This window comes from Nocardia sp. NPDC102475, assembly GCF_055584605.1.
On sequence record NZ_JBVJLS010000024.1, the window covers coordinates 71,199 to 91,032 of the forward strand.

The window sequence follows — 19,834 nt, forward strand, 5'->3', positions numbered from 1 at the left end:
CGGGCGCTTGCCCCGTTGGACCGGGTCCGCGCCTCCGCGGGGACGTCGGACTGCCCGCGAACGCCGGTCGAAACACTCGCTCCGTCGTCGTCACCCAGGCTGTAACCATGCGTCTCACCAGGACAATCTGGACGCACGCACCTCTGCGATCGACCGCCCGCGACGGCGGCGGAACAGGCCGCGCAGTGTGCCCGCGTTCAGGTAGCCGACCTTGATCGCTATCGCGTCGATGGTCAAGGTCGTGGTGCGCAGCAGTTGGGTGGCGCGTTCCAATCGGACCTCGTGCACGAAATCCCGTGGCGACATTCCGATTTCGGCTTGGGTGGCGCGCTGTAGCGTGCGTTCGGTGACGCCGAGCAGATGCGCGGCGTCGGCGATGCGGAATTGGTCGGCGACGTGGTCGCGCACCCAGCGCTCGAATGCGGCGACCAGGGAGTCGTTGCGGGCGATCACCTCGGGAATCGCGGAGTCGCTCTGCGATCGGCGATCACCGACCACCAGATATCGGGCGGTCAGCTCGGCCAGGGTCGGACTCTGCGCGGCGATCAGCGCCAGCGCGAGGTCGATATGCGATAGCGAGGCCGCCGCGGTGGTGAGCCGATCCGCCCGGCACAGGATTCGACTCTCGTCCAGGTCGATGCGCGGATATCGGCGCCGAAAGGCCGGGCCGAGCCACCAACTCGTCGTCGCCACGACACCGTCCAGCACACCCGCCTCGGCCAGATAGAAGGTGCCGGTACAGGCCGCGGCGAGGTGCGCGCCGGATTCGTAGGCCCGCGTCATCAGTTGCAGCACCGGCCGATTCGCGGGTGCGGAGACCACGCCGATCAGCCCATCCGCATCCAGGACGCGCGTTGCGGGGACGACGATCAGACCGACATCGTCGGGCAGTTCGGTTATCGGTGTCGTCTGCGCGCGCAAACCGTGCGCTGTAAGCACTTGTTCGCCATCGGCGACGATGTGCACCCGCCATGGATCGGGAGCCGTATCCAGTTCCTCGCGTAGTCCGTTTGCGGTCGCGAAGGTCTCCAGCACGGCGGTGAGTCCGAGGTCCGCGACGCCGTCCTGCACGAAGACCGCAACATCCATGTCGCAAACAGTACTGAATATGTCGTTTCCGACACTCGGAACTGCGGAATAAGCGGCTTACTGTTCGTACTACTTATTCGGCCTGCCCTGCGGAGTTCATATGACGATCGTCGAAACCACCGGTATCCACCACATCCGCCTGACCGTGACCGATATCGATCGCTCCAAGGCGTTCTATCGCGACGTGCTCGGTTTCGAGATCGCGGTGGAATCGCCTGGTCGGCCCGAAGATCCGCAGGTACGCACCGATCCGGCCCAGTTCTACGGCGGCGTCGTATTCCAAACGAACGGAATGCTGTTCGGACTACGACCGGTGGCCGAACCGAGCGATAAATTCGATTCCGAACGCGTCGGACTGGACCATCTCAGCTTCACCGTGCCCTCGGTCGACGAACTCACCCGTACCGCCGCCCGTTTGGCCGAGGCCGGAATCGAACACGGCGAGGTCACGCCGCTGGACGGGCTCGGCATCGCGATCCTGTCCTTCAGCGATCCCGACGGTATCCACCTCGAGCTCACCGCACCGCTGTGAACGCGCCGGCGCACTGTAGTAATCCGACATTCCGTCGGACTCCGGCGCTGGTGCGCACGAATGCCGGCTCCGCACTGCCGAGCACCAGCGAACTACTGTGCGCGCTGAGCGGAAAACAGGTCCGCGGACATGTCTGCCGATGGTCGCGTGATCTGGTCCGGTTGCACCGCATAAGACGCGAGCATCCCCGGTGTGCTGCCGTAATCGACTGTCTCCGAATGGAATTGGTTGCCAATATCAATACCTGGGCAACCGAGCACCTGACGCTACGCACCGCCGACCGGCACGACGCCGAACTCGGCGACATCATCGATCGCATCGCGGCCACGGCCGACCGCGCCTTCCACCTGCTGATGACCGATGATCTGACCAGCGAACATATGCACGCGACATGGACGCGACTGGCCGAATTGTCGATCGTCTACGGCGATCTGGTTCGCGAGGCCGAGGACGGGCGCTGGTGCCTATCACCCAACACCAGACATCGGTGAGCCGACCACCGCGAATCGGCAAGGGGCCGTGGCTACCCGGTGGGAAGCCACGGCCCCTCGTCAACCCGGGTCGTCACCACTCCGGGAGTCGCCGCCGTCCCGCGAGTACATCGCGCACCAAATCGTCATAGGCATCGGCCAATTCGGCCAGATGATGCCACGCGACGTGTAGCTGTTCGTCGTGGGCGTCCAGGGTCATCAACGCGTGGTGGGCGCGCACCGAGGATTCCGCGATCCGGTCGATGACCGAGCCCACGGTTTCGGTGTGTAGCGTCGCGCCGAGCCGGTGCTGCGGCACGCTGCGCGCCACCCAATCGTCGATAGCCATGACCAATTCGATTCTGCGACGCTCGATTTCGAGGATCGTCGCCGGATCGGTCGATACCGATCCGCCACGACCGACGAGTCGCTTCTCATGCAGAATCGCCAGATCACGGGCGAACCAGAGCAGCGGACCACCGACAACTCGGTGACCGCGACACGCCCGAACAAGTAGATCCGACGTCGGAAGTAGCCCGGGAGTCAAGGACTGCACCGTCGAATCGACACACCTCGGTGTGCCGGGAAGAGCCATCACAACCGTTGATGAATCCGAACCTGCCACGTTGCCTCGCCGTCATCGCCGCACAACACCTGGATCAGGACGTTCATTACAATAAACCTCTGAAGGCACCTGTCAAGCGTTACCCGGCCGTAGGGTGTGACGAAGAGTATACTTCGTTACCTGCACGACTGACCGAGGAGCAAGATGGCGGACGGTCCGACGTATCTCCGGATCGCAGACCTCCTCCGCGAGGAGATCCGCGCAGGCAAGTGGAATCCGGGCGATCGGTTGCCCAGCCATACCGAGCTGGCCGATCAAATGCAGGTTTCGATCACTACCGCGCGCAACGCTATTCAGGTCTTGGTCACCGAAAATTTGGTCTACACGGCTACTTCCCGTGGCACCATCGTCCGAAACCAAGAAGTCCTGGAATCGGTTGTCACCGACCATATTCGTCCAGATCGTCCGCAATCGGCCCACGATATCTTCGAAGAGATCGCGCGCGCCGCACATCGCGAACCGACCAAGGAGTTCAGCGCGAAGATGGAACCCGCGAATCCGGAGGTGGCGCACTGGCTGGGTGTGCCGGAGGATTCCTGGGTGCTGGCCAGGACGGTCGTCCAGTTCTTGGACAACGAGCCGTGGTCGTGGGAGGTCAGCTTCTATCCACGGGACTTGGCGGAGGCGACCGGTATCGACTCGCCACACGATATTCCGGAGGGCACGACACGCCGACTGGCCGACCGCGGCCACGCCGAGACCGCGCACCGCGACACACTCGTCGCCCGCCCGGCCAGTGCAGAGGAGGCCATCGTGCTCGGCGTCGCGACCGGCACCATTCTGCTGGACCATCTACGCATCGGCGCCAACCACGAGCGCATCACCAGGGCCACCCGGCATCGGTCGATCGCCACTCGCAACCGGCTGGCCTATGAACTCGGCGACGACCAGGGCAGCAACGTGATCCGACACACGCTCGGCATCTCCTACCGGCCGGGTATCTCGTTGCCATGAAAAACGTTCCGCCATGAATACGGTGCAGTCATGAAAATCATCCGCCCGGCGACTCTGAGTGATCTCGGCACCATCTGTCGACTCCGGATCCAGCGCACCGCGTGGCTCACCGCGCGCGGCACCGATCAGTGGACCGTCGCGGGCCGCGGCCTGCCCATCGAGATCTTCGCGCAGGCGGTCGGCGAAGCGCTGGACGCGGGCGAAACCTGGATTGCCGAGGTGACAGGGGAACCGGCCGGGACGATCACCGTCAACGACCGCTCGGATCCGGGGCTGTGGTCGCCATGGGAGCTGGCCGACGCGGTGATCGTTCATTACATGATCGTCGACGTACGCTTCGCCGGCCAGCGCGTCGGCCACCGCCTATTGGCCCACGCCGCATCGCTTGCGCGCCAACGACAACGCCATTGGGTCCGGCTGGACGCCTGGACCACCAATACCGATCTGCACGACTACTACCGCAGGGAAGGCTTCCACCTGGCCAGGATCGCGGGCCCGGCCACCTCGGGACCGTCCCGCGCGCTGTTCCAGCGCCGCTCCGACAGCTGGGCCTTCGAGCCGATGACGCCGGTGCTGACCCACGTGCCGCAGTCGGCGTCACAGCCCACGCCGGAGGCTCACAGCGGCGGCAGATAGGCGATCTGCACCATCTCCTGACCGCGATTGCGCGACACCAGGATGCCGCGCCCGGGCGGCAGCTTCATCGGACGGACGTCACCGATCAGCTTGCCCTCGTCCTTGGGGCCGCTCATGATCAGCGCATCGACGGAGAGGTTCTTCATACCGCCGAGCACGTTGTCGTAGAGCGCGCGCGAAACGCCGCCGGTGCGTCGGGTGACGACCACGTGCAGACCGATATCGCGGGCCTGCGGCAGGTACTCCAGCAGTGGCAGCAGCGGATTGATGCCAGCGGTGATCATGTCGTAATCGTCGATCAGCAGATAGATTTCGGGTCCGGTCCACCAACTGCGCTCGCGCAGTTGCTGCGGGGTGATGTCGGAGCCCGGGATGCGCTCGGACATGTAGCGGGCGAGCTCGTTGACCATCGGTCCGCAGGTCTGCGATGAGGTGGAGTAGCCGCCGAGATGGGCCTCGTCGACGACGCCGAGCAGGCCGCGGCGGTAGTCGATCAGGATGATCTTGGCCTGCTCCGGTGTCGCGTTCTCGGTGATGCCCATGGCGATATTGCGCAGCAGTGTCGTCTTGCCGCATTCGACGTCGGCGAAGGCCATGAAGTGCGGCTCCTGGCCGAAATCCAGGACGAACGGGTCCAATTCGTTCTCACCGAGCCCGACCAGCACCTTGGTCGGGCCGAGTTCGACCTCGTGTTTGCGCGCGATCGCCACGACCTCGTCGCGACTGATCTGCAATGGCAGCATGCGCACCTCGGGGGCGCGTCGGCCCGGATATTGCTGCTGCATCTGGTCTCTGGCCTGGGCGGCGCCCTCTGCCAGGGTCTGCGGATCGGAATCGGAATCGAGCCGGGGCAGGGCGATGAGCATATGCAGTTCATCGGGCGTGAGACCGCGACCGGGACGACCCACCGGCACCAGAGCGGCGGTGCGCCTACCCATTTCGGAATCCGTCGGGTCACCGAGACGCAGCTCGACGCGGGTGCCGATCTGATCTTTCACATTGGGCCGGATCTCGCCCCAGCGCGCGGCGCCGATGATCAGGTGGATGCCGTATGAAAGCCCCTGTGCCGCAATGGCGGTGATCTGCGGTTCGACGGCGTCGAACTCCTCGCGCATGGCCGCCCAGCCGTCGACGACCAGGAAGACATCGCCGAATTGGTCGGCGGCAAGCGGATCGTTGGGATCGGCCTCGGTCCCATTGATGAGCCGGGCCTCCATCTGGGAGTACTTGCGGCGCCGGAACTCCACCATGGATTCGATGCCGAGTTCGGCGAAGCGCTCCTCGCGCTGGCGCATCAGCGTGGTCAATTCGGCGACCGTGCGGCGCACCCGATCGCCATCCAGGCGGCCCGCGACCGAACCGACATGCGGCAGACCGGACAGGCCGGCGAGGCTGCCGCCACCGAAATCGAGGCAGTAGAACTGGACCTGTTCGGGGCTGTGCGTCGCCGCGGCGGCCATGACGATCGTGCGGATGGTGGTCGACTTACCCGACTGCGGACCGCCGACGACCGCGATATTGCCTTGGGCGCCGGCCAATTGGATGGTCAGCACGTCACGGCGCTGTTCGTAGGGTTTGTCGATGATGCCGATCGGCATCCACAGCTGGCCGTGCCGGTTGACCGGGGAACGCCAATCCGGATCGGGCAGCAGCATATCCACCGTCGGCGATTCGTCCAGCGGCGGCAACCACACCTCGTGCGCCGGACGGCCGTGTCCGGTAAGGCGTTTCACGACAACCTCGAGCAGCGTCTCCGGAACGCCGCCGCCCAGCGGCTCCGCCTCTTCCGGCTCGGCACCCGGAGGCGGGGGCAGATCGGGCAGTTCCATCCGCACCGGTTCGGGCCGCTCTTTTGCCTCGACGGGTCCCGCGGTGAACACCGTCGGCGACTGACCGCCGACCACCCGGCCGTCCACCTGTCGGCTGCCGCTAGGTGACACATACGGACCGGAGACATAGGTCGCGTTGAACCGCAACGGATCGTCGGCATCGCTCTTGAGGTAGCCGGAGCCCGGAATGCCGGGCAGGTGATAGGCGTCGGTGATGCCGAGCACGGCGCGGGATTCGTTGGCGGAGAAGGTGCGCAGACCGATTCGGTAGGACAGGTGCGAGTCCAGCCCGCGCAGCTTGTTCTCCTCGAGTCGCTGCGAGGCCAGCAGCAGATGGACGTGCAGTGAGCGGCCGAGGCGGCCGATCATCACGAACAGATCCGCGAAATCCGGCTTCTGCGAGAGCAATTCGGAGAACTCGTCGACGATGACGAACAATGCGGGCAGCGGGTCGAGCGCGACGCCCGCCGCGCGAGCCTTCTCGTAGTCGGTGACATTGGCGAAATTGCCTGCGGCGCGCAGCAATTCCTGGCGGCGGTTCATCTCACCGGCCAGCGCGTCCCGCATGCGGTCCACCATCGAGAGTTCTTCCTCGAGGTTGGTGATGACCGCGGCGACGTGTGGCAGCGAGTCGAGGCCGAGGAAGGTCGCGCCGCCCTTGAAGTCGACGAGCACCAGGTTCAGCGCGTCCGGCGAGTGCGTGGTCACCATGGAAAGCACCAGCGTGCGCAGGAATTCGGATTTACCCGAACCCGTTGCGCCGATGCACAATCCGTGCGGACCCATACCGCTCTCGGCGGATTCCTTGATATCGATTTCGACCGGGGTGCCGTCGGGTGTGACGCCGATCGGCACCCGCAGCCGCTCACGCGCGGTGCGCGGACGCCAAACCCGCGACGGTTCGATCTGCGCCGCATCCGGAATCTTCAGCAGCGCCATCAGTCCCGGATCGGTCCTGGTGCCGTCGCCGAGGCTGACGATCTGTGCGGCCGTCGCGATCCGGAATCGGGCCAGGCTGCGGGCGAAGGAGGCGGATTCGGCCGCGCTCACTTCGTCAGCGGTGGCGAATTTCTCGGTTCCCGCAGCACTTTTCGCACTCACCGCACCGTCGCCGACGACCAATTGGAGACCGCGCCGGGCGGCCAGGCCGTTCTCGGGTGCGGTCAGATCGAGCACGGTGACCGAATCCAGACCGGATTCGCTGATCAGGCGTTCGGTGCCGTTGACGTAGCCGTCATCGACGATGACCACCAGATGCAAGCGGCCCTGTGTCGGTTGCGGATTGCGCATGAAGCGGCCGCGTTCGAGCAGCTCGGAGGCGAGTGCGGTTTCGAGTTCGGCCAGTGAGCCGTACATCATTCTGGCCGAGCCCATACCGTCGCGAACGGTCGGATGTTGCAGGTGCGGTAGCCATTTCGCCCATTCCCAGGCGGGACCGTCCGGATCAGCGCAGACGATGGCGACCGCGACGTGGTCGGGTCCGTGAAATGCGGTGAGCTCCATCAGCATCGCGCGCGCCAGCATCCTGGCTTCCTCGGCATTGCCACCGATATTGATGGCGGGAAAAGCGCGCAGCGACACTGCGGTCGGCAGTTGGTGCACCACCGAATGGGTTCGTACGAAACGGCGCAACGCCACGGTGGAGACCGGCTCCAGATCCTCCAGCGGGCCGGTTTCCGGACGCGCCAACTTGGTCGCCAACCGGTGGCTGCCCACCCCGACCCGCACATGTCCGAAGTCCGGATCGTTCGGCCTGCGCTCCCACATCCGGCGGGTGCCGACCACCGACGGCAGATCGATCGGTTCCGGATGACTCCAGATCAGCGATTCCAGCTGCTTATTGCCGGTGCGGCGGACGTCCTTGCGCATCTGGTCCAGATAGCGGAAGTAGTCCTTGCGCTCCTCGTTGAGTTCGCCCGCACCCTTGGGGCCGTTGCCCCGCATGCCGAGCATGATGCCGCCCAACGACATGAGCATCATCATCGGGAACATCATCATGAACGGGTTGGCGAGCAGGTTGCGACCCATCATCACCATCATCGCGATCATGCCGACGACGGCGACCACCATGATCACCGGCATCAACTTCATGATCAGTGGCCCCGGCAGGGCCCGCTGGATCTCCGGCGGTGAATTCAACGCCACCTCACCGCCCGGCGCGCGTGGCGGGGCGATGCGGGGGCGGCGCACGAAACCTTCGGTAGCCATGGGTCCCTCTACTGCTCTGTTACTTCGGACTCGAGATCGCCGGCGGACTCGAGATCGCCGGAACCGCGAGCGCGCCGGAACGGAATCGACAGTGCCGCACCGAGTCCCAGCACGATCAGACAGGTGACCGAGCCGATGATCGCGATACGGCGCGGCAGCGGATCGGGTCCGGCCGGATGTACCGGCGCCGCCATCACACGTGGGACATCGGCGCCGACGCTCACCGGCTTATCCGGGAGTTGCGCGGTCAGTGCGGCCAGCGGATCGATCAGGCCGTGGCCGACCCGATCGTCGCGGCCCGGGCCGGGCTCTTGTGCGGTGCGGGTAATTCGGTCGATCACCTGTCCGGCAGTGAGTTCCGGGAATCGGGACCGGACCAGTGCGGCGAGTCCGGCGACATAGGGTGCGGCGAAACTGGTGCCCTGGATGGTTCCAGTGCCCTCCTGGGTGACCGCGCCGTTGACCAGTCCGGTGCCGCCCGGCCTATTGTCGAGCGAGACGATATTGCGCCCGATAGCGGCGGCGCCGACCCACGGCCCGTGCAGCGACAGCGCCGACGGCGAGCCGTTCGGATCGATGGAGGCCACGGTCAGGACGTAGGGCTGGAACCACGCGGGACTCGCGATGGTCTGCACGCTGTCCCAGCCGTCACCGTCGTTCTGCTTCTCGCATGCGCCGCCGTTCTCCACATTGCCCGCCGCGGCGACTACCACCACATTGTGGTCGTAGGCGTACTTCACCGCGGCACCGAGCGGAACGTCGGCGGTGTCGGTTCCGGCTGCGCTGCAGGAGACTTCGGAAATATTGATAACCGTGGCGCCCATATCGACGGCGCGAACCACCGCGGCGGCCAAGGCGAGCACACTGCCGTAACCGGAGCGCACCATGGCATCCGGCGGCTGATCACCGCCCGCGCGATCCTTGCGCTCGTAGTGCGTGCTCAACTGGCGGATGGTGAGGACCTCGGCATCGGGCGCGACACCGACGAAGGCATCGTCCGGGCTGGGGCGCGCCGCGATAATGCCCGCGACGAGGGTGCCGTGGCCGTCGCAGTCGACGGTGCCGTCGGAGTCCGAGACATAGTCGCCGCCGGCTTGCAGTGCGGGCAGTCGCGGATGCCGATTCACGCCGGTATCGATGACCGCAACCTTTTGTCCCGCACCGCGACTGAATTGCCAAGCCGCTGGCAGATCGAGCACACGCTGCGGCAGCGGCGACTCCGCGAGCGGGCCACCGATGAGCGACAGTTCGGCGCAGACGACCTTCTGCTCGGTCGGCTCCAAAGGCGCGGGCCGACCGCTGAGCGCCTGCGCGGGTCCGAGCGCACCCGGGTCGATCCTCGGTGGCGGGACAGCAGCGGCCGGCGCGGACCAACCGAGCACAGATGCGCCGAGAACCGCTGCGGCGCAGACGATTCCGGTTCCGCGCCGCCAGCCGGGCTTACTCGCCCGAGCAGTCATATGTTCCTGGCCATCGAATAAACTCCCATGATCCACAGCACCAGCGGGATCACCGCGACGATCAGCAGATATTCGGCGATCTCCATGGCGCGGCGGGTCACCGGCGTCACCTCGAGGTGCGGACCGATCACGCCGAGCACCAGCACACCCGCCGCGACGGCCAGCAGCAGCACACCCGCGAGCAGCAGCAGATCCGAATTGCCGAAGGCCAGTCCGGTGATCAGGCCGATGACGATGACGCAGCCGCCCGCGATCAGCGCACCGGCCTGCACCAGGTCGGCGAAGGAACGGCCGCGCAGACTGATGATCACCGCTGCGATGACGGCGAGCGTAATTCCTTGCCAGCGTGCGGATCCCAGTGGATCGGCGGCGCCGAGCGCACCGATGACCGCGGCAATGGCGCAGGCGATGAGCATGCCGGTCTGGTACTGGTTGGCGGCCCTGGCCCGCTCACCGAGTCCGGCGGCCGAGGGCAATGCGGTCGCGCCGATCGCGCCGATGCCCTCGATGGTCGGGCGCGGTTCGTGATCGGCCGGATCGATCGCGCCACCCGCGGTCGGCACCGGCGGGATCGGCAGCCGGGCCAGCACCGCCGCCAGCCGCGGCACCGCGGAGATCAGTGTGATGGCCACCACCAGGATGGCGGCGGAGATCTGGGGCAGGTCGAAATCCCAGATCATCCGTACGAGCGCGGCAATTCCGCCGAACAGCGCGACGGTCACCGCGGACGCGGCGAGCGCGGCACCGGTCGCGGTGGCGCGATAGATCACAGCCGCGGCCACCAGCGTGACCGAACAGCCGAGCAGCAGATGCGGACTGCCGAGATCGCCTGGCACGAATAGTGCTGCGCCGCCGAAGAACAACAGCAGCGCGCACAGTGACAACCAGGTAGCCGTCAATTGATCCGCGTACTGACGTGCCGCGATGCCCGCGGCGACGGCAGCGATGATGGCGACTCCGGTCGCGAGGAACGGCGCGGCCAGACCACCGCCGTGCGCATGCCCAGCGGCGAGCACCAGCAGCGCGAGCAGCACCGCCGACACCGCGGCGACCAGACCCGTCCAACGGGCCGCAGTGGGCGACCAGCCACGGAAATCGGCACTGGTGAGCCGGGATACCGCATCGATGACATCGTCGAAGAGCGCGGGCGATTCCTTCGCGGTGACCGAGCGCAGCACCAGCAGTTCGCCGTCGAACACCTCGGCCTCGGTCAGGCTGCGGCTCGGTGCGATGGCGTCACGGCCCAGCCGGGCCAGGGTCCAATGTTCGGTATGCAGTGGGGTGCCGCCGTCGTCGCTCTCCACCACATCGGAATTGCGCGATTCGATCAGGGAGACGAGATCACCGATAAATGTGGCGATCGGCACGGTCGCCGGAAGCCCGACATCGACCTGGGTACTTCCCCCGATGACGGAGACTCGGCACAGTTCGGGTTCGGCGGCGCGGGTGCCGCTGCTCAACGGTTCGGTCAATTGCGCACCGATCCCAGCTCTTTACGGAACGATCCAAACACTTGCGCCCGGTTTCCTACCTGTCGAACCAACTCTACGACTCGGATCCACTCTCGCACGAACGTTCCCCCGTCGCATGTGGTCGTCGCGCACTTTGCAACCTATCGGTAGCAAAACATAATCTATCGGACGAGCCGAGCCGACGCGATCGCTAAGCTGGTCGGAAGATGCACGCGGACAATCGCGCAACAATAAAAGATAGCTCCAACCAACACTTCGGGGTTTGACAGCAATGACCGGCAACCGCCAAGCACAACGGGCCTTCGACGCCGGAATCCTGTCGCTGGGCCTGACCATCGACGGACAGGAATCGGCTCGCGATCTCGAGTACGCGAAACTGGCGTTTCAGCGTGCCACCGAGTGGGACCCGACGATGTGCGACGCCTGGCTGGGCCGGGCCGCGGCGGGTGAAGTCACCACCGAGGTGCTCTACAACCTGTACAAGAACAGTGGGACAACACTTTTCCGCGAGCAACGCCGGTTGGGGCTGGCGCCGCGGGCATTGGCCGGACGCTTCCTGGCCGGGCTGTACATCGACTACCCGCTGGCCGGTTACACCGAAATCTGGCTGGCCCAAGCGGCCCAGTTGATTTCCGAGAAGGAGTACGACGAGGCCGAACGGGTGCTCGACGAACTCGCCACCCATCGCGCCTCGATGCTCTCGGATACCGATCGGGAGATCGACGACCGGATCTGCGCGTATATCCGTGGCGTACTGCACTTCAACACCCAGCGCTGGCCCGATGTGATGGCCGTGCTCGCCGGATCCGCCGAATGGGACGACCCGTATCTGGCGGCGGGCGCGCATGTGATGGTCGGCTCGGCCTGCGCCCAGCTCGGCCTGTTCGGCGAGGCAATCCGGCGCATGGAACAGGCCGAGGCGGGCCCGATCCCGGCGGCCCGGACCACCGCCATGTTCTGCCGCGGCCTGTGCCTGCGCGAGAACGGCAAAGAGGCCGAGGCGCAGGCCCTTTTCGAGAAGGTGTATTCGCAGGCACCGGATTTCGCCGCCAATACCGCAGCCATGCGCGATCGCACCTACCGGCTCACGGTGACCACCAAGGAGTCGATCGATGCGCGCACCGACCGCTGGGATCCGGCCTCGGCGCCCTCGGTGGAGGCGATGCAGACCGCCGACGCCGAGGACCGCGCCAAGAAGATCCTGGCCGACGCGCGCGCCGAACTGGATTCCCAGATCGGCCTCGAATCGGTGAAAACACAGGTCGCGAAGTTGCAGGCGACCGCGCAGCTGGCCAAGATCCGGGCCGAGAAGGGTATGGCCAGCATGGCCCGCGGCAACCACCTGGCCTTCACCGGTCCACCCGGCACCGGTAAGACCACCATCGCCCGGGTGGTGGCCAAGATCTATTGCGGCGTGGGTCTTCTCAAGACCGATAAGGTCGTCGAGGCCAAGCGCGTGGACTTCGTCAGCCAGAATCTCGGCGGCACCGCGATCAAGACCGACAAGCTGATCGATACCGCGATGGACGGTGTGCTGTTCATCGATGAGGCATACACGCTGATCCAGACCGGTCTGCAGGGCGGTGACGCGTTCGGCCGCGAGGCGGTGGATACGCTGCTGGCCAGGATGGAAAACGACCGCGACCGGCTGGTGGTGATCATCGCGGGCTACGACGGCGAGATCGACCGGCTGCTCGCCGCGAACGACGGTCTGGCTTCACGTTTCGCCAAACGCCTGCAGTTCCCGTCCTACACCCCGACCGAACTCGGCCAGATCGGCAGCCTGATCGCCCGCTCACGCGATTCCGAGTTGTCCGAGGGGGCAATGGAACTGCTGATCGAGGCGTGCGGGCGGCTGTACGAGACCGAGCGCGTCGATCAGAGCGGGCAGCCGCGGCGTGGCATCGATCTCGCGGGCAACGGTCGATTCGTGCGCAACATCATCGAATCCGCCGAAGAGGAACGCGAATTCCGCCTGGCCAATGACGAATCGCTGGATCTGAGCGCGGTGGACGAGACGGTGCTCATGCGCATCGAGGCGCCGGATATGCAGGCCGCGCTCACCGGTGTGTTAGCTTCGCTCGGCGTCTGAAAATTCAGTTTCCGACGGGCAAGATATCGTGCTTGACCAGCGCATCGTTCTTCGACAGCGTCGGTCCCGGCACCAGCGGACCGATGATCGACCAGGGAGCCAGGCGCGGTTCGCTGCCGAGTCCGAGCACCTGGGCGGTGGCGATATCCGGAATGCCGTAGCGGATTCCGTTGTCCGCCACATAGAACAGGCCACCGCGCCGCAAACTGCCCGGCTCCGTTCCGGTTACCTGCACGAACTCCCCCGAAGCCGGTGGGATGTAGGCGGAATCGACCCGATCGCCGGTGCCGTCGGAGGTGGCCAAACTCACCGGTTCAGCCGAACCCGGCAGCGGCAGTCGGTTGCCCGCGAGCAGGGTGACAGCGGCTCGGTCGGTGGGGCTTTCGGTCGCGTCGTTGGCGGGCTCGGGGCCCTTTGCCCAGCTCAGACAGGTGACCGGAGCGTCCTCGGCGGAGACGATCTTCGGGGTGGTCGCCGGGAAGTGGTCGAGGGAAAGCTGGTGCAGTACCGGCATATTGGTCAGCACGTCCGGCGGTTCGGCCTTGATCTCGCGCATGCCCTGGGAATTCGCGGTGCGGATGACCTGCGCGGCGAAATCGGTGACCGGCTGCACACCGTCGCCGAGCACCACATACAGCTGGGACTGATCGGTCCGACCGGTGCCGCCGACCGCGATGACACCGCCGATCGGCACATCGGAAAGCTTTGCCGGGCCAGGCTGTCCGGCCTTCGGAATATCCGGCACGGCCAGCGGCGGAACCGCGATGGCGGCATCCAGCAGGCCGGTGCCGACCGGCCGCGGCTTGTGCCCGGCCAGGTTCAGCGCGCGGGCCAGCACCGAGTTGCCGGGATCGACCTCCGCACGCTTGCCGTCGTAGATCAGGTAGGTCTTATCGGCGCGCCGCACCAGCAATGCATCCGATAGGCCGAGGGTCCGAATGCGTTCGTCCAGTCGGGGTTTGCCCGCGAAGACCGCGGTTTCCACGCCGGTCGCCGCGGCCGCGCTGCCGGTGATCGAGAGCTGCACCGTTTCGCACAGTGACCAGTCCGAGCGGCCGCCCTGGGTCGAACCGGGCAGTGCCGCGGGCGCACCGGGGATACCGAGCATCGGACCGCGCGGCATCGACGAAAGCTTCGAATCCTTCACCGATTTGGGTGATTCGTTGCTACCGCTGATCAACCGGGCCGAGGCCAGGTTGAGCACCGGGTGCAGGCGTTTGTCGTCCTTCTTGTCCTCGGATTCGGCCACCACCACATACAGCGCGCCGCTGTCCTTGCCGATCACGATGTTCGCGTCGCCGATCGCGCCCTGCGGCCGCAGGAAGGCCAGGATGGCCGCGCCGGCTACCACGAGCAGGCCGAGGGTGGCGCCGACGAGCATCGAACGCAGCTGAGATCGCATGGGGTCGTGCAGCATCCGCACATCGCGTCGGACCAGTGCGTGATCGAGTCGGCGCAGCAGAAAACGGTAGCCGTTGACCTGGGCCTTGGTGGTCAGCTGAGCCGGCACATGGTCTCCATCGAACTACGGGAAGGACAGGATAATTACAGTATCGTTCGGCGCCACGGTGTCAATCCAGCGACAATTGGGCAAACTATTTCCCATCCACGAACACCGGTGTGGCGCGGTACTGTTATCGCAATACTGGTCTGATTATCGGGGACGGGACTGTGAACAAACGCGATACCGACTCCGGAGCGAACACGCGTGAATTAACCGGAAACAAAAACTCCGTGAACGCGACGCACACAACGTTACGTGATCCGGAATTCTGGCTGCTGCGTCAAATGCCTTTGCGACTCATGATTCCGCTCGCACTGTTTGCCGCGATCGCGGCCTGGATCGCAACGGCGCTGCATACGCCGACGGTCGCCGTTATCGCGGTCGCCGCGGTCGTTCTCATTGCCGGCGCGGTACCGGTGCGTCGTCGCGAGCCACGCAATATCGTCGGCATGCTGGCGCGCACAATCGCCTTTCGCTGGCGGCGGGCCCGGCCCGGCCCCGCCGATACCGGCCAGGCCGCCTTCGATGTACCGCTGCCCGAGGGCGGCAGTTTCGGCGTGCGCTGGGACGGCAATCTGCTGCTCACCATGCTGCGCATCGATCCGCCGCCGGATGCGCTGACGCTGCTGCGGCGCGGTTCGCTGTCCACCGACCAGGTGCTCCCGCTCACCGAAATCGGCCGCTGCCTCAGTCAATTCGATATCAACCTGGCCTCGATCGATGTGATCAGCACCGGCGCGCGGACCGCGGGCGGCGGCCCGGTGGCCCAACTCTACGATCGCATCCTCGGCCCACTGCCCGCCATCGCGCATCGCACGGTCTGGCTGGTGCTGCGATTGGATCCGCTCGCCAATGCCGAGGCCGTGGACAACCGCGGCGGCGGCGGTGCGGGTGCGCTGCGAACCGCGATCATCGCGACCCGCCGGGTGGCCAATCGACTCGCCGGCCGTGACATCTCGGTATCGGTGCTCACCGCAGGCGAGATGAACAGCGCGGTGCGCCAACTCACCCGCGGTATCGCACTGGACGGATTCGTCGATACCCCGAAATCGCTGGTGCACCAGGGCCTGTACCTCACCAGCTACGAGATCGGCCCGGAGTTGATCGGGTCGCGCGGCTTCGCCGATATCTGGGCCACCCCGAGCCTGACCACCACGGTCACCGTGCGCCTGCGCCCCGGTGCGCAGCGGCCCGGCGAAGTTCGCGAAACCGGTTCTCCGCCGATCAGACTGGGCGCGCTGGTCCGCTTCGACACCGCGGCCGAACCGGTCGAGCCGCCGGTGCCCGGGCTGCGCACCCTGCCGGGTGAGCAATTCCGTGCACTGCTGGATTGCCTGCCCGCCCGCACTACTCGTCGCGACGGCGACAACGCCGGTGACTACCGCGGTCCGCTCGCCGCGCTCGACGGCATTGTCGTGCCGACCGCCGGTTGCGGTCAGCTGATCGGCGCCGACAGTGCGGGTCAGGGCATCGCGGTGCCGTTGATCGGTGACGGCACCAGACATCTCGAGGTGATCGGCCGATTGGATCTGGCCCAGCAGGTGATCCTGCGGGCCATCGCCCTCGGCGCACACACCATCGTGCACACCGACCGGCCCGAGGCCTGGCAGTCCATGGTCGCCAATGTCGATGCGCCGCATTCGCTCTCGCTGGCACCCCGGTTCGCTGGTGCGGGGCATCACGTCGCCCCACCGCAGCCCGGCGGGCCCATACCCGCCGCGACCGTCGTGGTTTTCGACGGTATCGCCCCCACCGCGCTGACCGGTGGCGCGACCATCGTGCACGTTCGCGCGCCCGAGCAGCCCGCTGGGCAGTTCGATGCCGATATCGTTCTGGTGCAGGATATTTCGGCTCCCAACCTGATCACGGTGCGGACCTCGACGGCCAGCGCGACGGTCAATATGGTCACAACTCCGGACGAGATGTGGTACATCGGCGAATCCCTCGCCGCGGCACGGTAATCGAACGCACCACGGCCGGTCCGGAAGCATGATGCTCTGGACCGGCCGTGTCTTGACGAGCGCCCGCACGCGCTCGCTACGGTGTTTCAGGCTCCGAAGCCGTCACCGATCTTGCTGTCGGTGCCGAGCGCGCGGTGCAGCGAATTCTCCACCGCCGCGGCGACATTGTTGAGCGAGGTGAGCGTGTCACCGTACTGGGAGTGCCAGGCGTCGTAGACCCGCTTGAAGTCGGCGTGGGCCACGTTGCCCTCCCACGCCACCTTGAGCACGCCGCCCGCGTCCTCCATGTCGCTGCCGTACTTGACCAGGTCGCCGTGCAGAGTGACCAGATCGTTGAACAGAGCCGTCATCGGGCCCTTGGCGTATGCCATAGTCATGGTGTTACCTCCGAATCGAAGACTGAATAATGTGTCGGCCCACGTGATTACAGGCTGATGTGCTCGAAACCTTCGCGGTTCTCCTGCTCCATCTGGATGTACTGCTGGGTACCGTGACCGACCTGCTCGGTAATGGCGTTGAGCTTCTTGTGCAGTTCCTGGGAGTTCTGGGCCCAGTTGGTCGAGGCCGCGACGAACGCCGCCTTCGCATCGCCTTCCCAGTGCGTCGCCGCGGCGACCTCGTCATCGATCTTCTTCAGCGTGCGCTGCATGTTGTCGACCGCGGCGGCCATGAACTCCTCGGCCTTCTTCGCGGTCGCCTCGTCTACGTGTACACCTTCACCACTCATCGTGGACACCCTCTCGTGTAGTGATTCCAATGCCCGGAAACGATGTCGGGTGACATCGCCGGAAGGTCGGCGGCTGACTTACTGCGCGCCCTCAGGGTCTACTGCGGAAGCCACCTTCCCCCGGGCAGTGATTCGATCAATGCCGAAATCGCTTGCGCGATACGGTGATCGGTGCCCGGTGTCACCGTGGACCAGACCTGCTGATCCGCAGCAATCCCGGGCGCGGCCACAATGCGACCGCGTCCGGTGTCATAGACCGCGACCGCACCGGGCGGCCGGGTGGTCGCACCGTCGAGATGGGCGTAGGCCACGATCTCGGCGAAGGCATGGCAGGAGGCGAAGGCCAGCCCGTAGGCGGTGGCGTCACGATCGGCGACGCCCAACGCGTAGACGGCGTCCGCGAAGTCCTCGGAGGTCTGCGCCGCAGTGTTGTTTCGAGCGACCTGCAAGCAGTCGCTAGCGGTGAGTCGCTCGCTCAATTCGCTCGACAGCGCGCTGAAGTTGGTCACCTCCGCCGGTGTTCCGGCTCCGAGCGCCTCGAGCAGCGGGCGCACCAGCGCCGCGCCCGACCCGTCCGCCCAGACGGTCCGCACGTCGAAGGTGTCGCCGGTGCGCACCGCGATGGCATGCTGTTCGCCGCGGCGGGCCAGGCAGATCCGGGTCACGGCCGGCGTTGCGTCGGGCCCGGTCGCATAGATGCGGGCGACCAGCTCACGATCGGGTTGGGCCAGCGTGAACATGGCATCGGCCAGTTCGGAGTCGACATCGCCCTCGGCGTCGAGCACGCCCGCGCCGACCAGTTGGGTCACCGCGCGCTGCTGCGCCTCGGCCCAGGCGTCGAACGAATCCTGTTGTGGTCCAACGGAAAGCACCAGCGGCAAGGTCTGGACTCCGAGTCGCTCGGCCACCGCGAGCAGACCGTCATTGGTCATGGTCGTCATTCGGCGCCTCCCGATGCCGTCCGACCGGTGGCCGCAGGTGCTTCCGGAGCGCCGAGCACCGCCGGGGCGGCGGCGATACCGAGATCGGCACCGATGGCGTCGCCGGTCACCGCGGCCGCGCGGGGGGCGTATTCCTCCTCCTCGGCTCCGCCGCCCGCCGCCATCGCACCGGGAACCATCGGCAGCGCACTGGAACTCGCGGTGGTGGTCGGAACCGGTTGTGGCGTGGTCACTTCCACCGGCGCGGATGCTTCGGTGAAGACCGGTGCCCGATAGGGCCGCAACTTCGTGAGCGTCGGGACCGCACCGATTCCGCCCGGCATGAACATCCCGGGCGTGATCGCGGGCAGCGCCGCCGCCGGTGCGCTCGCTTCTTCGGCCGCCAGCGCGGCGGGCGAGGCGATTACCGGCGGATCCTGCTGAATCCACGGTGTCGCAAGCGGTTCGGTCGCCGCCTCATAGGTCTGCATCACCCGTGCGGCCGCCGCCTTCGCCATATCGGCGTCAGTGTCGGCCTGGGCGGCCACCGCCTCGAGCGGTGCGCCGAGCGCGCCGCCGATCGATTCGAGCATCCGCTGCACCGCCTGGATGGCCTGGATCTCGGCGGTATGCGGCATCGTCAACCGGGCCAATTCATAAGCGGCGGCCTGGGTTTCGGCGCGCACCGCATTATTGCCCGCGGCCGTCGCGGCATCGGCGAGCCAATCGCGCAACCGCGAAATCCGGTCCAGCACCGGGCCACTCGTGGTGGATTGCCACGCACCGCGCATCGACGCGACGATCAGTTCGTATTCGGCGACCGCCGTACCGAATCCGGCGGCCAGCCGGGTCCACGCGGCACCGGCCTCGGCCATCGGTACCGCGCCGGGACCGGTGGACAGTTCACGCGCCAGCCGATCCGGCTCGCGCGCGCCCCAGACCACACCGGTGAAACCGGGCTGCGGTGGTTCGATCATGGTGGCTCCGTGTCGTATTCGCTGTGGTGTCAGGCCGCGCCGAGGACGCCGAAGTCGGCGACACTGTCGTTCTCGGCGCGACCGAACTGTGCGGCCTGCGCGCGCAGCGTCGCCGCCAGCTTGCGCAATTCGACGATTCCGGCGGTCGCACTCTGGCCGTAGGAGGCCGCGACATCGTTCATCGTCTGCGCCGCGCGCCCCGAAACCTCGTCGACGCCGGCCGGCGGCACTGTCAACGCGGGCGAGCCCTCGCGCAGTTCCGCTTCCAGTCGCGCCGCGAGTCCGTCGAGCCGGGTGGCCGCGTCCCGGGCCGCCGCCGGATCGAACATCACTCCATCGAAATCCGTACCGCCGCTTGCCATCGCAACCTCCTGAATC

17 protein-coding genes are annotated in these 19,834 nt (G+C 66.3%); 6 read left to right on the forward strand and 11 right to left on the reverse strand.

From position 1 onward, the window contains the following. Positions 1–114 precede the first annotated feature (114 nt). Positions 115–1,089, reverse strand: a complete 975-nt coding sequence (locus ACZ60G_RS34200; protein WP_465815382.1) for a GlxA family transcriptional regulator — start codon at positions 1,087–1,089, stop codon at positions 115–117. A gap of 100 nt (positions 1,090–1,189) precedes the next feature. Between ACZ60G_RS34200 and ACZ60G_RS34205 the strand changes: the two genes are divergently transcribed. Then, a complete protein-coding gene (locus tag ACZ60G_RS34205; protein ID WP_465815383.1) occupies positions 1,190–1,621 on the forward strand; it encodes a VOC family protein in 432 nt (143 codons plus the stop codon). A 218-nt stretch (positions 1,622–1,839) separates the two neighbouring features. Next, positions 1,840–2,112, forward strand: a complete 273-nt coding sequence (locus ACZ60G_RS34210) for a hypothetical protein (RefSeq protein ID WP_465815384.1) — start codon at positions 1,840–1,842, stop codon at positions 2,110–2,112. A 73-nt stretch (positions 2,113–2,185) separates the two neighbouring features. Here ACZ60G_RS34210 and ACZ60G_RS34215 read toward each other — a convergent pair whose 3' ends face one another. Next, positions 2,186–2,647, reverse strand: a complete 462-nt coding sequence (locus ACZ60G_RS34215) for a DUF4254 domain-containing protein (protein WP_245721274.1) — start codon at positions 2,645–2,647, stop codon at positions 2,186–2,188. A gap of 213 nt (positions 2,648–2,860) precedes the next feature. Here ACZ60G_RS34215 and ACZ60G_RS34220 point away from each other — a divergent pair, with 213 nt between their 5' ends. Both ACZ60G_RS34220 and ACZ60G_RS34225 read left to right on the forward strand, forming a co-directional pair. Continuing rightward, complete coding sequence (locus tag ACZ60G_RS34220; RefSeq protein WP_465815385.1) at positions 2,861–3,670, forward strand: GntR family transcriptional regulator; 810 nt, start codon at positions 2,861–2,863, stop codon at positions 3,668–3,670. Between the two features lie 30 nt (positions 3,671–3,700). Then, entirely contained in the window at positions 3,701–4,306 is a 606-nt protein-coding gene (locus tag ACZ60G_RS34225) for a GNAT family N-acetyltransferase (protein WP_465815386.1), read from the forward strand. On the opposite strand, the gene eccCa is transcribed toward ACZ60G_RS34225, so the two are convergent. Genes eccCa through eccD form a run of 3 tightly spaced genes read right to left on the reverse strand, consistent with a single transcriptional unit; the run spans position 4,288 to position 11,275 of the window. Beyond that, on the reverse strand, positions 4,288–8,343 hold the full coding sequence (gene eccCa / locus ACZ60G_RS34230; RefSeq protein WP_465815387.1) for a type VII secretion protein EccCa: 4,056 nt from the start codon (positions 8,341–8,343) through the stop codon (positions 4,288–4,290). The genes ACZ60G_RS34225 and eccCa overlap by 19 nt on opposite strands. Positions 8,344–8,351: 8 nt before the next feature. Next, positions 8,352–9,803, reverse strand: coding sequence for a type VII secretion-associated serine protease mycosin (gene mycP, locus ACZ60G_RS34235; RefSeq protein ID WP_465815388.1), 1,452 nt, complete (start codon positions 9,801–9,803; stop codon positions 8,352–8,354). Continuing rightward, a complete protein-coding gene (eccD, locus tag ACZ60G_RS34240) occupies positions 9,800–11,275 on the reverse strand; it encodes a type VII secretion integral membrane protein EccD (protein ID WP_465815389.1) in 1,476 nt (491 codons plus the stop codon). Before eccD ends, mycP begins: the two co-directional genes overlap by 4 nt. Positions 11,276–11,546: 271 nt before the next feature. On the opposite strand from eccD, the gene eccA reads away from it, so the two are divergent. Next, entirely contained in the window at positions 11,547–13,367 is a 1,821-nt protein-coding gene (gene eccA, locus ACZ60G_RS34245; RefSeq protein ID WP_465815446.1) for a type VII secretion AAA-ATPase EccA, read from the forward strand. Between the two features lie 4 nt (positions 13,368–13,371). On the opposite strand, the gene eccB is transcribed toward eccA, so the two are convergent. After that, the gene (gene eccB, locus ACZ60G_RS34250) at positions 13,372–14,877 is read right to left on the reverse strand and encodes a type VII secretion protein EccB (RefSeq protein ID WP_465815390.1); all 1,506 of its coding nucleotides are present in this window, start codon (positions 14,875–14,877) and stop codon (positions 13,372–13,374) included. Between the two features lie 224 nt (positions 14,878–15,101). Between eccB and eccE the strand changes: the two genes are divergently transcribed. After that, on the forward strand, positions 15,102–16,832 hold the full coding sequence (gene eccE, locus ACZ60G_RS34255; protein WP_465815391.1) for a type VII secretion protein EccE: 1,731 nt from the start codon (positions 15,102–15,104) through the stop codon (positions 16,830–16,832). Positions 16,833–16,918: 86 nt separating this feature from the next. Here eccE and ACZ60G_RS34260 read toward each other — a convergent pair whose 3' ends face one another. From ACZ60G_RS34260 to ACZ60G_RS34280, 5 genes are all read right to left on the reverse strand, one after another. Continuing rightward, entirely contained in the window at positions 16,919–17,209 is a 291-nt protein-coding gene (locus tag ACZ60G_RS34260; protein ID WP_465815392.1) for a hypothetical protein, read from the reverse strand. Positions 17,210–17,256: 47 nt separating this feature from the next. Further along, positions 17,257–17,559 carry a WXG100 family type VII secretion target gene (locus ACZ60G_RS34265; RefSeq protein WP_465815393.1) on the reverse strand — a complete coding sequence of 101 codons (303 nt, stop codon included), beginning with the start codon at positions 17,557–17,559 and terminating at the stop codon, positions 17,257–17,259. 98 nt (positions 17,560–17,657) lie between these two features. Further along, the gene (locus tag ACZ60G_RS34270) at positions 17,658–18,500 is read right to left on the reverse strand and encodes an ESX secretion-associated protein EspG (protein ID WP_465815394.1); all 843 of its coding nucleotides are present in this window, start codon (positions 18,498–18,500) and stop codon (positions 17,658–17,660) included. After that, positions 18,497–19,456 carry a PPE domain-containing protein gene (locus tag ACZ60G_RS34275; protein WP_465815395.1) on the reverse strand — a complete coding sequence of 320 codons (960 nt, stop codon included), beginning with the start codon at positions 19,454–19,456 and terminating at the stop codon, positions 18,497–18,499. Before ACZ60G_RS34275 ends, ACZ60G_RS34270 begins: the two co-directional genes overlap by 4 nt. 29 nt (positions 19,457–19,485) lie before the next feature. Then, positions 19,486–19,818, reverse strand: coding sequence for a PE family protein (locus ACZ60G_RS34280; RefSeq protein WP_465815396.1), 333 nt, complete (start codon positions 19,816–19,818; stop codon positions 19,486–19,488). Between the last annotated feature and the right edge of the window lie 16 nt (positions 19,819–19,834).